Below are 12,886 nucleotides of genomic sequence, written 5' to 3'. Positions count from 1 at the left end.
CGGACACCTTGCTACACGGTCGCCCCCTTCGGCAGGGCGGTGGCTCGGGGGATCACGCCTTGGTCCTGGCCGGGACGCGGGGGTTCAGGAGGATCGCCACCGGCGCGGCGGTGAGGACGGTGGAGGCGGTGCCGGCCACCAGGCCGATGAGCAGGGCCGTGGCGAAGTCGGCCAGTGAGCCGTCGCCCAGGACGAGCAGTGCGGCGAGGACGAACAGGACGCCGATGCCCGTGTTCACGGTGCGGGGCAGGGTTTGCAGCACCGCGTCGCTCACCACGTCGCGGAACGGGCCGCCGCGGGTGCGGAGTTCGCGGACGCGGTCGAAGACCACGACCGAGTCGTTGACCGAGTAGCCGATGACGGTGAGCAGGGCGGCCAGGAAGACGGCGTCCGCGGTCTTGCCCAGCCAGGCGAAGGCGCCCACGAGGACGACGACGTCGGTCACCAGGGCGACCACGGTGGCCACGCCGAGCCGCCAGTCGAAGCGCACGGCCAGGTAGGCGAGCTGCGCGGCGACCGCGATGGCCAGCGCGACCAGGGCGTTGCGCCGCAGCTCGGAGCCGAGGCTGGGGCCGATGAGGTCGTTGCTGAGCTGCTCGGCCCCGCCGGTGGCGCGGTCGACGGCCTCGCCCACGCGGGCGGCGGCGGGTGAGTCGATCGGGCCCGTGCGCACGGACAGGCCGTCGGTGCCGGAGGTGACGACCTGGGCGTCGCCGAACCCGGCGGCGGACAGCTCGGCGCGCACCCGGCCGACGTCCGCCGCGGGCGCGGTGAACTCCAGCACCCGGCCGCCGGTGAACTCGACGCCCAGCTGGAGGCCGCGCGCGAGCAGGCCGGCCGCCGCGACGAGCAGCACGCCGCCGGCGGTGAGCAGCCAGCGGTCCGGGCGGCGGAACAGGGCGAAGCCGTGCGTGGTCAGCCAGGTGCGGACGCGGCCGAGGGTGTGCAGGCCGGACCAGGACGGCCGCTCCTCCAGCAGCGGCACGACGAGGCCGAGCAGCACGCGGGTCAGCACCAGGGCGCTGAACAGCGACGCGAGGACACCGATGGACAGCGTGACGCCGAAGCCCTTCACCGGGCCGGTGGCCAGCCAGAACAGCAGGCCGGCGGCGAGCAGCGTGGTGGTGTTGGAGTCGGCGACGGCGCTCAGCGCGCCCCGGAACCCCTGGTCCACCGAACGGGGCAAGCGTTTGCGGCGCGCGTACTCCTCCCGCGACCGCTCGAACACCAGCACGTTCGCGTCGACCGCCATGCCGATCGCCAGCACGAACCCGGCGAGCCCCGGCAGGGTGAGGGTCGCGCCGATCGCGAGCAGCGCCGCGTAGGACAGGCCGGCGTAGGCGACGAGCGCGAGCACCGCGACGAGCCCGGCGAGCCGGTAGGTGAACACGAGGAACAGGCCGGTGAGGGCGACGCCGATGACGGCGGCACGCGCGCTGGCCTCGATGGCGTCCGCGCCGAGCGTCGGGCCGACGGTGCGCTGCTCCACGACCTCGACCGGCACGGGCAGCGCGCCGGAGCGGATCACCAGGGCCAGCTCCTCGGCCTCGGCTTGGGCGAACCGGCCGGTGATCTGCGTGCTGCCGCCGATCATGCCGGTGCCGCAGCCGACGGACGGGTCGACCTGCGGCGCGGACACCACCTCGTCGTCGAGCACGAACGCGACGCGCCGCTCGTACGCGCCGGGCCGGGCGCACGCGGCGTCGGCGGTGACCCGCTGCCACGCGCCGGGGGCGTCGCCCTGGAAGTCGACGCCGACGAGGTAGCCGACGCCCTGCTGGTTGGGGGTGGCCCGGGCGTCCTCGATGCCCTCGCCGGTCATCACGACGTCGCCGAGCGCGACCGAGTCGCCGTCGGGCGTCGGCTTGTCGCCGGGCCCGGTGACGGGCTGCACGCGCAGCTGGGCGGTGCGGCCGAGGACCTCGATGGCCTCGGTCGGGTCCTGCACGCCGGGCAGCTCCACGACGATGCGGTGGTCGCCGGAGCGGGCGAGGACGGGTTCGGCGACGCCGAGTTCGTCGACGCGGCGGCGCAGCACCTCCATGGCCCGGTCGGTGGCGTCGGACGTGGCCTCGGGAGGGGTTTCGAGAACGATCTGAGTTCCACCGCGCAGGTCGAGGCCGAGGCGCGGTTGGACGGTGAGCAGGGTGAACGCGGACGCGGCGAGCACGCCGAGGGACAGCAGCCCTCGGACGAGGAGTTCTCGCCGCGCGCTGGGGCGCGGCATGGCTGGGGGACCTCCGGACGAGGTGAACGGGTGAGGGGTTCAGGTTCCGGAGGTGGGTGGCGGCGCTCGTTCGCCGAGCGGGGTGCGGCCGGCGCGCTCGGGGGTGCGGTGGGTCGGGTCGACGACGTCCACCCGCGGCACCGGGGCGGGGGTGGCGTGCACGGGCGGCTGGACGCCGTCCAGCGGCTGGCCGAGGTGGCCCGCGACCTGCTGCACCGGGTGCACGGCGGTCGACCGGGTGGTGGTGCCGGGCAGGTGCGCGGCGTCCACCGCGGCCGACACGGCGACCGGGTCGGCCGGGGCGGTGGTCACGGGTCCGGACACGACGAAGCCCGCGATCATCGCGAGGACCGCGAGGAGGGCGCGCCGGGTCACGCCACCCAGGCTAGCGGTCCGGGCGGGCACCGCCCAGGACGACGACGGCCCCGCCGAGCAGCGCGCACAGCCAGGCGATGACCAGCGGCTGCACCGTGGTGGCGCCCAGGAACAGCGCGATCGTCCAGCCGGCCAGCACGAGGGTCGCCGCGCCGAACAGCACCACCACGACGGCGACCCGCGGCCGGTGCCGGGGCAGGTGGGCCAGTGCCCGCCGCACGCCCCGGCGCGCCCGCAGCAGCAGCCCGCCCACCACCGCGACGACCCCGAGCGGCAGCGCGGCGGAGAACCAGGCCAGCACCGGCGTCGGCCTGGGCATCCCCGCGAGCAGCAACAGCAGGCCGCCCGCCACCAGCAGCACGGCCAGCCGCGACAGCGCGGGCCACACGAGGGCGTGCGCGGCGCTCAACGCGTCGCCGGGGGTCTCGACGGATCGGCCGCCGCGCCGGCGGCGCACGGTGGCGAGGTTGGCGCGCACGTCGTCGGCGTGCGGGTCGAGCCGCAGCGCGGTGCGGTAGGCGCGCTCGGCGGTGCCCCAGTCGCGCACGCGCAGCGCCGCGTCGCCGAGGACCTGGTGGGCGCGGGCCTCGCCGGGCGCGAGGTGCGCGGCCCGCCGGGCGACCTCGACGGCCTCGGCCCGCCCGCCCGGGTCGGCGGCCAGGACCTCGGCGAGCACGACCCGGCAGCGCCAGTCGTCGGGTTCGCGGCGCACGCACTCGCGGGCCGACGCGGTCGCCTCGGGGTGCCTGCCGAGTTCGCTCAGCGCCAGGGCGGCGAGGCGCTGCGCCCACGCGTGGTCGCCGCCGAGCACGAGGGCCCGCTTCGCGGCGGTCAGCGCGGGGTCGGGTTCGCCCGCGTCGAGGTGCGCGGCGGCGAGCCGGCACCACGCCTCGGCGTGCAGCGGGTTCGCGGCCAGCACGGGGCGGAGGACGTCGATCGCCTGCCGGGGCAGGCCGCGGGCGGTGAGCTCGGCGGCGCGGACCACGGCCGCGGCGATCGGCTCCGGCATGTCCCCCAGCATGACAGCGCGGAAAAGCCCCCACGTCCGGGTGATGCGGAACCGGTGGCGGGAACCGACCCCCGGGCGGTTCCCGCCGGCCGGGGTCAGGCGGCGGCGAGCTTGCGCACCGCGCGGTGGGCGTCCTCGCGGGAGGCGTCGGCGTGGCCGCGGTGCTCGGCGAACTCCGGCGCGTCGTGCGCCTTGGTCATCTCGGCGTGCACGAACTCCAGGTCCCGGTCGAGCCCGACCATCGCGAACACCGCCCGCAGGTAGGGCTCCTGGAAGTCGAAGCGGTGCAGCGGCGTGCCCGCCGAGTAGGCGCCGCCGCGGGCGGTGACCACGACGACCCTCTTGCCGACCAACGGCCCCTCGCCGGTCCGCTGGTCGACGATCAGGTCCGGCACGATCACCCAGTCCAGCCACGCCTTGAGCGTCGACGGCACCCCGAAGTTGTACATGGGTGCGCCGATCAGCAGCGTGTCCGCCGCCAGCAGCTCGCCGCGCACGCGCTCCTCCAGCGTCCGGTCCCCCGCCCCCGCGCGGGCGGCCAGCGTCGTGGCGTCGATGTGCGGCAGCGGGTCGGCCGCCAGGTCGCGGTAGGTGTGGCCGCCGTCCGGGTTCGCGGCCAGCCACGCCTGCGCGAACGCCGCCGTGACCTCGCGGGACACCGATCCCCCCGTGCGCAGGCTCGTGTCGATGTGCAGCAGCTCGGTCATGGTTCCTCCCAAGAAGTTCTTGGTTGAGAACATATGGCTTGAGTAGTTCCGAGTCAAGATGTTCTCAAGCGAGAACGTCTGACCTGCGGCGTATGATTCCGGTCATGGCCGAACCCGTCACCGAGTCCGCCTGCGCCAGGCAGGCCGACCTCAACTGGCTCCTGCACCGCGCGGCGCAGAAGCTGGGTGCGGTGGCGCAGGAGGCGGCGGCCCGGCACGGCGTCACCGCGCGCGGGCAACTGGTGCTCAGCGCGCTGTCCAACGACGAGTTCCCGCGCACCCAGCTCGCCCTCGGCCACGCCCTCGCGGTGGACAAGACGACGCTGACCGCCGAGCTGGACCGCCTGGAGCGGGCGGGGCTGATCGTGCGCAAGCCCGACCCGAACGACCGGCGCGTGCGGGTGCCCTCGCTCACCGAGCGCGGCCGGGCCGTGCAGGTCGAGGTCGAGCGCCTGCACGCCGAGGCCGAGGCGGGGTTCACCGCCGACCTCGACCCGGGCGAGCTGCACGTGCTGCGGACCTTGCTGCACCGGCTCATCGCCTCGGCCCGGCACCCCGATCAGGGGTCCTGCCTCTAGTCCAGCGGCGGACGAATTATCACGATCCGTTGCGGTTCAGCCATTTTTCACCCGCTCAGGTGACTGGATCGGTCACCCCGTGCAACGCTGTGACCAGCTCGGCACAACTGCCCGGCGGTTTCACCGTCATGGCACCGACCCGCGTGCGTCTCCTCTCCGCGAGCGCCCGGGCGGTCCGAGCACCCGTGTCGGGACAGTGGGAGGTAGAGGGAACGTGAGCATGAGCAAGGAGTGGCAGATCACCTGCCGCGACATCGCGTCCCGGCGCCGTGACATGACGGTCTTCGTGAGCCAGGGCCACGTGGTGGTGACCGTGCCGCCGGGCGAGGCCGCCGTCCTCACGCCGCTGGAGGTGGGCCGCCTGCGGGCCGCCCTGCGCGACGCGGTGGTGAACGCGTCCGGCACCCCCGAAAACTGATCCCGCCCGTTCCGATTTTCCGCCGCACTCTTCCTACTCGCGGGTAGGTAGTGTCAGTATCGGAACCGTGAGCACCTACCCCGTCACCGGAACGACAGGTCCCACCGGCGGGCGCCCGCTCGCGCGCCCCGACCACCGGGCCGTGCGGTGAACCGCGTCGCGGGAGCCCTGCGCGCCCTGGTCACGCTGGTGCGCGCCGGGGTCGTGCGGCCCGTGGCGCCGCGCCGGCTGCTCGGCGTGCTGCGCGCCTACCTCCGGTGGGACCTGACGATCGCCTTCGGCTACGCCCACGGCGCGGCCCGGCACCCCGACCGGCCCGCGGTCGTCGACGACCTGGGCGCGCTGACCTTCGCCGAGGTCGACGAGCGCACCACCCGCCTCGCCCACGGCCTGCGCGGCCTGGGCGTGCGCGCGGGCTCCAAGGTCGCGGTGCTGTGCCGCAACCACCGCGGGTTCGTGGAGACCGTGACCGCGTCGGTGAAGCTCGGCGCGCACGTGGTGCTGCTCAACACCGGCCTGAGCGCGGGCCAGGTCGCCACCGTGCTGCGCGAGCAGGACGCGGCGGTCGTCGTCGCCGACACCGAGTTCCACGACCTGCTGGCGGACGCGCCGGGCGAGGTGCGCCGGGTCGTGGCGTGGGTCGAGGGCACCTCCGGGGGCACGACCCTGGAGCAGCTCATCGCCTCCTCCCCCGCCACCCGCCTGCCCGCGCGCCCGCCGCGCGGCCGGCTGGTCGTGCTGACCTCCGGCACGACCGGCGCGCCCAAGGGGGCCAGGCGGCCCGAGCCGGCGAGCCTCACCCCGGCCGCCGCGCTGCTCTCGCGCATCCCGCTGAGGGCGGGCGACCGGTTCGCCGTGCCCGCGCCGCTGTTCCACACCTGGGGCCTCGCCGCGTTCCAGATCGCCCTGGTGCTGGGCGCGACGCTCGTGCTGCGCCGGAGGTTCGACCCCGCGCTCGTCCTCGCCGACGTGCGCGACCACGACGCCGACGCGCTGTTCGTCGTGCCCGTGATGCTCCAACGGGTCCTGGAGCAGCCGGAGCGACCGCACGTGCCGTCGCTGCGGGTCGTCGCCTCCAGCGGCTCGGCGCTGCCGCCGCCGGTGGCCCGCCGCTGCCTGGCCGAGCTGGGCCCCGTGCTCTACAACCTCTACGGCTCCACCGAGGTGTCGTGGGTGAGCATCGCCCGCCCCGACGAGCTGGCCCGCCGACCCGGCACGGCGGGCCTGCCGCCGCGCGGCACCCGCCTGGCGATCCTCGACGAGGACGGCGCCGCCGTGCCGCCGGGCACCACCGGCCGCATCTTCGTGGCCAACGGGATGCTGTTCGACGGCTACACCCACGGCGGCGGCAAGGAGGTGCGGGACGGCCTCATGGCCACCGGCGACCTCGGCCACCGCGACGACGACGGCCTGCTGTTCGTGGTGGGCCGCGACGACGAGATGATCGTCTCCGGCGGCGAGAACGTGTACCCGCGCGAGGTCGAGGACCTGCTGGCCGCCCTCACCGGGGTGCGCGAGGTCGCCGTCGTCGGCGTGCCCGACGAGGAGTTCGGGCAGCGCCTGGCCGCGTACGTGGTGCCCGAGGAACCCGGGTCGCTCGACGCCGACGCGGTGCGCGGGCACGTGCGCGACAACCTGGCCAGGTTCTCCGTGCCGCGCGAGGTCGTGTTCCTCGACGCGCTGCCCCGCAACGCCACCGGGAAGGTCCTGAAGCGCGAGCTGGGGTGAGCACCCCCGTCGACGGGGGCGGCCGGTGGCGGTCCCCGCGCGAGCTGCGCCGTGCCGAAGCGCCGTCCGCCGCCCGGTGGTCACCCCGAAGGTATTCCCGGGTATTCCCGGCGGACAACGACGAAAGTGGGTGATGACCGCGCTGACCCGGTGTGCCATGCTCCGCTTGGACGCTTCCCCCTGCGTTCCCCGACGAAGCGGCGGTGGTGCGATGAGGTTCGGACGCGCCACCACCGGCGGGTGTCCCGCGGCGCGCCCCCTCGCCCGTGACGCACCGCGCCCTATCGAACGGAGTTCGACGATGGTCGTGCCCTCCCTGCGCAAGTTCCTGGCGGCGCTGGCACTCTGCGCCGGCCTCGCGGTCGTCGTCGGCGCGCCCACCGCGGCCGCCGTGGACACCTCGACGGCGGATGCCTCGAAGGTCTTCCAGCCGCCCTACTCGGCACAGCCGTGACCCCCTCAGGGCCGGGTTCGCGCACGCGCGGGCCCGGCCTTGAGGCACAGTGGACGGTGTGAGCAGCGAAGTCCTGCGCCTGCGTGCGCCGCGGCACCAGGTGAGCCGCAAGTCGATCACCCTCTGGACCCTCCACGCGCTGATCGGCTGGCTGGTGCTGCTGGTCCCCCAGGTGGTCGCCCTGGTGTTCACCCGGTCGCCGTGGCAGGTCGCCGCCGCGGTCGCGACCCTGGTCCTGGGCACCGCGCACACCCTGGTCATGCCGCGCTGGCGGTACCGGGTGCACCGCTGGGAGGCCACCCCGGACGCCGTCTACACCCTGGCCGGCTGGCTCAACCAGGAGTGGCGCATCGCCCCGGTGTCCCGCATCCAGACCGTGGACACCAAGCGCGGGCCGCTCCAGCAGCTGCTGGGGCTCTCCACGGTCACGGTCACCACCGCGTCGGCCGCCGGTCCCGTGCACATCGAGGGCCTCGACCGCGACGACGCGGTCCGGTTGGCCGACGAGCTGACCACCACGACGCAGGCCACGCCCGGTGACGCCACGTGACCGCCGACGTGCCCCCGGGTCCGCCACCCGCCCCGTCCGCCGGCTTGCCACCCACCGGCTTGCCACCCACCGGCCTGTCCCCCACCGGCCTGCCACCCGTCGACCTGCCCGCCGCCCCCGAGTACGTCGAGCCGGTCGTCGACTGGCACCGCCTCGACGTGCGGATGCTCATCGTGCGGCCCCTCAACGAGCTGCTGGGCCTCGTGCCGCTGCTCGTCGGCCTGCTGGTGCTCGGCACCGGTGAGGCGTGGCGCATCCTGACCAGCGTCGGCCTGGTCGTGGCGATCGTGCTGTTCGGCCTGCTGCGCTGGGTCACCACCCGGTACCGCATCACCGCCGAGCAGGTGGAGCTGCGCACCGGCCTGTTCGTGCGCAAGCGCCTCGCCGTGCCGCGCGACCGCATCCGCACCGTCGACCTGACCGCGAAGCTGGGCCACCGGCTGTTCGGGCTGTCCGCCGTCCGCGTCGGCACCGGGCAGCGCGACCAGCCGGGCGAGGACGGGCTGACGCTGGACGCGGTGTCCTCGGCCGAGGCCGAGCGGCTGCGCGTGCTGCTGCTCACCGTCGCCCGCCCGGAAAGCGCGGCGCCGCAGGAGGAAGCGCGCCCCGGCGTCGTCCTGTCCACGTGGGACAACCGCTGGCTGCGCTACGCCCCGCTGACGCTGTCCGGGCTGGTCGCGGCGGGCGCGCTGTTCGGGTTCGCGATGAACTTCGCGCGGGAGCTGGAGGTCGAGGTCCTCGGCCCGCTGACCGACGCCGCGCACTGGGTGGTCGACCAGCCCGTGCTGCTCACCGTCGCGCTCGTCACCGGGGTCGTGGCGCTGATCGCCACCCTCGGCTCGGTCCTCGTCTACGTCGTGCAGTTCTGGGGCTACCGGCTGACCCGCGAGCCCGACGACACCGTGCGCGTCCAGCGCGGGCTGCTCACCACGCGCTCGGTGTCCGTGGCCGAGCAGCGGCTGCGCGGCGTGGAGCTCGTGGAACCGCTGCTGCTGCGCGCCGGTCGCGGCGCGCACGCCCGGACCGTCACCACCGGCCTGGGGCGCAAGGGGGAGAGCAGCCTGCTGCTGCCCGCCGCCCCGGTCGCCGAAGCTCATCGCGTGTCGGCGACCGTCCTGCGGCAGGACCCGCCGCCGACGCTGGCCCCGCTGCGCCGGCACCCGTTCGCCGCCCTGCGCAGGCGGCTCGTGCGCGCCGTCGTGCCGCTGCTCGTGCTCGCCGCCGCCCTGGCCTGGTTCGCGCCCGCCTGGACGTGGCAGGTGGTGCTGGCGCTCGTCCCGTTCTCCGCGCTGCTGGGCTGGGACCGCTACCGCTCCCTCGGCCACGCGCTCACCGACCGCCACCTGGTCGTCCGCCAGGGTTCCGCGATCCGCGAGACCGTCGCGCTCCAGCGCACCGGCATCATCGGCTGGCGCTTCTCCCGCTCGTTCTTCCAGCGCCGCGCGAACCTCCTCACCGTCTCGGCCACCACGGCGGCGGGCGACGGCGCGTACCACGCGGTCGACATCGGGGAGGTCGACGGCCTGGCCCTGGCCGACGCCGCCGTGCCCGACCTCCTGCGCCCCTTCCTGGAGCGGGGAGCGCCTCGGCGGTGAGCCACGTCCCGTCCGATGTGGACGGAACGGCCGGTGGCGGTGGGCGTTAGCCGGCCGAGCGGAACGTGGTGCGGTACACGCTCGGCGCCACGCCCAGCGTCGCGCTCATCTGCTGGCGCAGGGCCGCGCCCGTGCCGAACCCGGCGTGCCGCGCCACCTGGTCGATCGCCAGGTCCGTGGTCTCCAGCAGGTGGCGGGCCCGCTCCACGCGCTGCTGGGTGATCCACTTGCCGGGGCTCACGCCGGTCTCCTCGCGGAACCGGCGGGTGAAGGTGCGCACGCTCATCCGCGCCCGGTCGGCCAGGGCGCGCAGGTCGAGCGGTTCCGCCAGGTGCTCCAGCGCCCACGCGCGGGCCGCCGCCGTGGAGGTGTCGGTGACCTCCGGGACCGGGCGCACGATGTACTGGGACTGGCCGCCCGGCCGCCACGGCGGGACGACGCAGCGGCGGGCCGCCATGTTCGCGACCTCGCTGCCGTGGTCACCGCGGATCAGGTGCAGGCACAGGTCCACGCCCGCGCCGACGCCCGCCGAGGTGAGCACGTCGCCCCCGTCGACGAACAGCACGTCCGGGTCGAGGTCGACGTGCGGGAACAGCCGGCGGAAGTTGTCCGCGTGCGCCCAGTGCGTGGTGGCCCGCCTGCCGTCGAGCAGGCCGGCGGCGGCGAGCACGAACGCGCCCGTGCAGATGGACATCACCCGCGCGCCCCGTGCGGCGGCGGAGCGCAGGGCGTCGCGCACCCCGGGGTCGAGCACGCCCTCGGCCAGCACCGAGGAGCCGTGGCTGATGCCCGAGACGACCACCGTGTCCGCCTCGGCGAGCAGCTCCAGGCCGTGGTCCGGGGTGATCGTGAACCCGGCCGAGCTGCGCACCGGGGCGCTGCCCGGCGTGCACACCCGCACGTCGTAGAACCGCCGGCCGTCCTCGTCGCGGGCGGCGTTGAAGACCTGCGTCGGCGTGCCCAGGTCGAAGCCGACGACCTGGTCCAGGGCGAGCACGGCGATCAGGTGACGGCGCTCCATGGCCCGATTCTTGCACATGATGGCCATCAGGCCACTTTCCTCGGGCGGCCCGGTCACGCACCCTTCTCGGCGTGAGCCTTCCTGGTGGTGTCAGCAGCAAGCAGAACTGGGCGTGGGTGGTCGCGGGGGTCGCGTTCGTCGCACTCGTCGGCGCGGCGGCCTTCCGCGCCACGCCGGGCGCGTTGATCGAACCGCTCAAGGAGGAGTTCGGCTGGTCCACCGGCACCATCGGCCTCGCCGTGTCGGTCAACCTGCTGCTCTTCGGCCTCACCGCGCCGTTCGCCGCCGCCCTGATGGAGCGCTTCGGCGTCCGCCGGGTCGTGGCGTTCGCGCTGACGCTCGTCGCCGTGGGCAGCGGCCTGACCGTGTTCATGACCACCGCGTGGCAGCTCGTGCTGTTCTGGGGCGTGCTGGTCGGCCTGGGCACCGGCTCGATGGCGCTCGCGTTCGTCGCGACCATCACCGGCCGCTGGTTCGTCAAGCACCGCGGGCTGGTCACCGGCGTCCTCACCGCGGGCGGCGCGACGGGCCAGCTCGTGTTCCTGCCCGTCGTGGCCGCGCTGTCGGAGACGTCGGGCTGGCGCTCGGCGTCCCTGGTGGTGTCGGTGGCGGCCCTCGCGGTCGTGCCGCTGGTGCTGCTGTTCCTGCGCGAGCACCCCGCCGACGTCGGCGTCCCGCCCTACGGCGGCACCGAGGTCGTGCCCGTCCCGGCGACCGGGCCGGGGGCCGCCCGCCGCGCGATCGGCGCGCTGACCTCCGCCGCGCGCACCGGCCCGTTCTGGTTCCTCGCCGCCGGGTTCGCCATCTGCGGCGCCACCACCAACGGGCTGGTCGGCACCCACTTCATCCCCGCCGCGCACGACCACGGGATGCCCACCACGACGGCCGCAGGCCTGCTCGCGCTCGTCGGCGTGTTCGACATCGCCGGCACCGTGCTGTCCGGCTGGCTCACCGACCGCGTCGACAGCCGCGTCCTGCTGGCCGTGTACTACGCCCTGCGCGGCGCGTCGCTGCTCGTGCTGCCGCAGCTGTTCCACGACTCGGTGCACCCGTCGATGCTCGTGTTCATCATCTTCTACGGCCTCGACTGGGTGGCCACCGTGCCGCCGACCGTGGCCCTGTGCCGCGAGGTGTTCGGCCTGTCCGCGCCCGTCGTGTTCGGCTGGGTGTTCGCCTCGCACCAGATCGGCGCCGCGATCGCCGCCACCGCCGCCGGCCTCACCCGCGACCACTTCGGGAACTACGCGCCCGCCTGGTACGTGGCCGGACTGCTCAGCATCGCCGCCGCGTTCCTGTCGATGAAGGTCCGGGGCCGGCGGCAGCGGCCGGTCGAGCCCGAGGTCGACCCGGTGCGGGCGTGATGAGATCGGTAGCGACCTCCACCCCGAGCGGCACGGACCCGCGCCCACCGGGCGACTAGGCTCGCGCGGGTGATGGATCGACTGGTGTGGATCGACTGCGAGATGACCGGCCTCGACCTCGGCAAGGACGCCCTGATCGAGATCGCGGCGCTGGTGACCGACGCCGAGCTGAACGTGCTCGGCGAGGGGGTCGACGTGGTGATCCACGCCGACGACACCGCGCTCGACTCGATGCCGGACGTCGTGGTGCAGATGCACGCCAAGTCGGGCCTGACCGAGGAGGTGCGGCGGTCGACCGTGTCGCTCGCCGAGGCCGAGGCCCTGGTGCTCGCCTACGTCAAGGAGTGGGTCCCCGACCCGCGCACCGCGCCGCTGGCGGGCAACTCGATCGCCACCGACCGCGGTTTCATCGCCCGCGACATGCCGGAGCTGGACGCCCACCTGCACTACCGGATGGTCGACGTGTCGTCGATCAAGGAGCTGTGCCGGCGCTGGTACCCGCGCATCTACTACGCGCAGCCGGGCAAGGGCCTCGCGCACCGGGCGCTCGCCGACGTCCGGGAGTCCATCCGGGAGCTGGCGTACTACCGGCGCACCGCGTTCGTGCCCCAGCCGGGCCCGACCTCGGAGCAGGCACAGGCCGTGGCCAGCGAACTCCTGGCCGCCGACGGTCTCGGGTAGGGCCGATTTCGAACTCGGTGGGAGGGCACTGTATGCTTCTCCCCGCCGGGTCGACCGGCCTTGGTGGGTGTAGCTCAGTCGGTAGAGCACTGGGTTGTGATCCCAGGTGTCGCGGGTTCAAGTCCCGTCACTCACCCCAAGCGGAACGCCCCCCGACGCCTCGTCGGGGGGCGTCTTCCTTG

13 protein-coding genes and 1 tRNA gene are annotated in these 12,886 nt (G+C 74.7%); 9 read left to right on the top strand and 5 right to left on the bottom strand.

Annotation, left to right across the window (positions count from 1 at the left end; genetic code table 11):
* Positions 1-52 precede the first annotated feature (52 nt).
* From secD to ACRAKJ_RS05825, 4 genes are all read right to left on the bottom strand, one after another.
* The gene (gene secD, locus ACRAKJ_RS05840; RefSeq protein ID WP_438919326.1) at positions 53-2,227 is read right to left on the bottom strand and encodes a protein translocase subunit SecD; all 2,175 of its coding nucleotides are present in this window, start codon (positions 2,225-2,227) and stop codon (positions 53-55) included.
* 39 nt (positions 2,228-2,266) lie between these two features.
* Positions 2,267-2,602, bottom strand: a complete 336-nt coding sequence (locus ACRAKJ_RS05835; RefSeq protein ID WP_438919327.1) for a hypothetical protein — start codon at positions 2,600-2,602, stop codon at positions 2,267-2,269.
* Positions 2,603-2,612: 10 nt separating this feature from the next.
* Positions 2,613-3,611: a tetratricopeptide repeat protein gene (locus ACRAKJ_RS05830; RefSeq protein WP_438919328.1), complete on the bottom strand. Its 999-nt coding sequence runs from the start codon at positions 3,609-3,611 to the stop codon at positions 2,613-2,615.
* A gap of 95 nt (positions 3,612-3,706) precedes the next feature.
* The gene (locus ACRAKJ_RS05825; RefSeq protein WP_438919329.1) at positions 3,707-4,318 is read right to left on the bottom strand and encodes an NAD(P)H-dependent oxidoreductase; all 612 of its coding nucleotides are present in this window, start codon (positions 4,316-4,318) and stop codon (positions 3,707-3,709) included.
* A 104-nt stretch (positions 4,319-4,422) separates the two neighbouring features.
* Between ACRAKJ_RS05825 and ACRAKJ_RS05820 the strand changes: the two genes are divergently transcribed.
* The 6 genes from ACRAKJ_RS05820 to ACRAKJ_RS05795 all read left to right on the top strand — a co-directional run bounded on the left by ACRAKJ_RS05820 (position 4,423) and on the right by ACRAKJ_RS05795 (position 9,641).
* On the top strand, positions 4,423-4,896 hold the full coding sequence (locus tag ACRAKJ_RS05820; RefSeq protein ID WP_438919330.1) for a MarR family transcriptional regulator: 474 nt from the start codon (positions 4,423-4,425) through the stop codon (positions 4,894-4,896).
* A gap of 220 nt (positions 4,897-5,116) precedes the next feature.
* Positions 5,117-5,314: a hypothetical protein gene (locus tag ACRAKJ_RS05815; RefSeq protein WP_438919331.1), complete on the top strand. Its 198-nt coding sequence runs from the start codon at positions 5,117-5,119 to the stop codon at positions 5,312-5,314.
* Between the two features lie 147 nt (positions 5,315-5,461).
* Entirely contained in the window at positions 5,462-7,042 is a 1,581-nt protein-coding gene (locus ACRAKJ_RS05810) for an AMP-binding protein (protein ID WP_438919332.1), read from the top strand.
* 301 nt (positions 7,043-7,343) lie between these two features.
* Positions 7,344-7,496: a hypothetical protein gene (locus ACRAKJ_RS05805; protein WP_438919333.1), complete on the top strand. Its 153-nt coding sequence runs from the start codon at positions 7,344-7,346 to the stop codon at positions 7,494-7,496.
* A gap of 58 nt (positions 7,497-7,554) precedes the next feature.
* Complete coding sequence (locus tag ACRAKJ_RS05800; RefSeq protein WP_438919334.1) at positions 7,555-8,046, top strand: PH domain-containing protein; 492 nt, start codon at positions 7,555-7,557, stop codon at positions 8,044-8,046.
* 59 nt (positions 8,047-8,105) lie between these two features.
* On the top strand, positions 8,106-9,641 hold the full coding sequence (locus ACRAKJ_RS05795; protein ID WP_438919335.1) for a PH domain-containing protein: 1,536 nt from the start codon (positions 8,106-8,108) through the stop codon (positions 9,639-9,641).
* A 46-nt stretch (positions 9,642-9,687) separates the two neighbouring features.
* On the opposite strand, the gene ACRAKJ_RS05790 is transcribed toward ACRAKJ_RS05795, so the two are convergent.
* Positions 9,688-10,662, bottom strand: a complete 975-nt coding sequence (locus ACRAKJ_RS05790) for a helix-turn-helix domain-containing protein (RefSeq protein ID WP_438919336.1) — start codon at positions 10,660-10,662, stop codon at positions 9,688-9,690.
* A 71-nt stretch (positions 10,663-10,733) separates the two neighbouring features.
* Between ACRAKJ_RS05790 and ACRAKJ_RS05785 the strand changes: the two genes are divergently transcribed.
* The 3 genes from ACRAKJ_RS05785 to ACRAKJ_RS05775 all read left to right on the top strand — a co-directional run bounded on the left by ACRAKJ_RS05785 (position 10,734) and on the right by ACRAKJ_RS05775 (position 12,843).
* On the top strand, positions 10,734-12,023 hold the full coding sequence (locus tag ACRAKJ_RS05785) for an MFS transporter (protein ID WP_438919337.1): 1,290 nt from the start codon (positions 10,734-10,736) through the stop codon (positions 12,021-12,023).
* Positions 12,024-12,092: 69 nt separating this feature from the next.
* Positions 12,093-12,704 (top strand): oligoribonuclease, encoded by a 612-nt coding sequence (orn, locus tag ACRAKJ_RS05780; RefSeq protein WP_438919338.1) that lies wholly within the window; start codon positions 12,093-12,095, stop codon positions 12,702-12,704.
* A gap of 63 nt (positions 12,705-12,767) precedes the next feature.
* Positions 12,768-12,843: transfer RNA gene (locus tag ACRAKJ_RS05775), tRNA-His, on the top strand.
* The last annotated feature ends 43 nt before the right edge of the window (positions 12,844-12,886 follow it).

Source organism: Saccharothrix sp. DSM 118769 (assembly GCF_052936295.1).
This window is presented reverse-complemented; position numbering and strand designations above follow the sequence as displayed.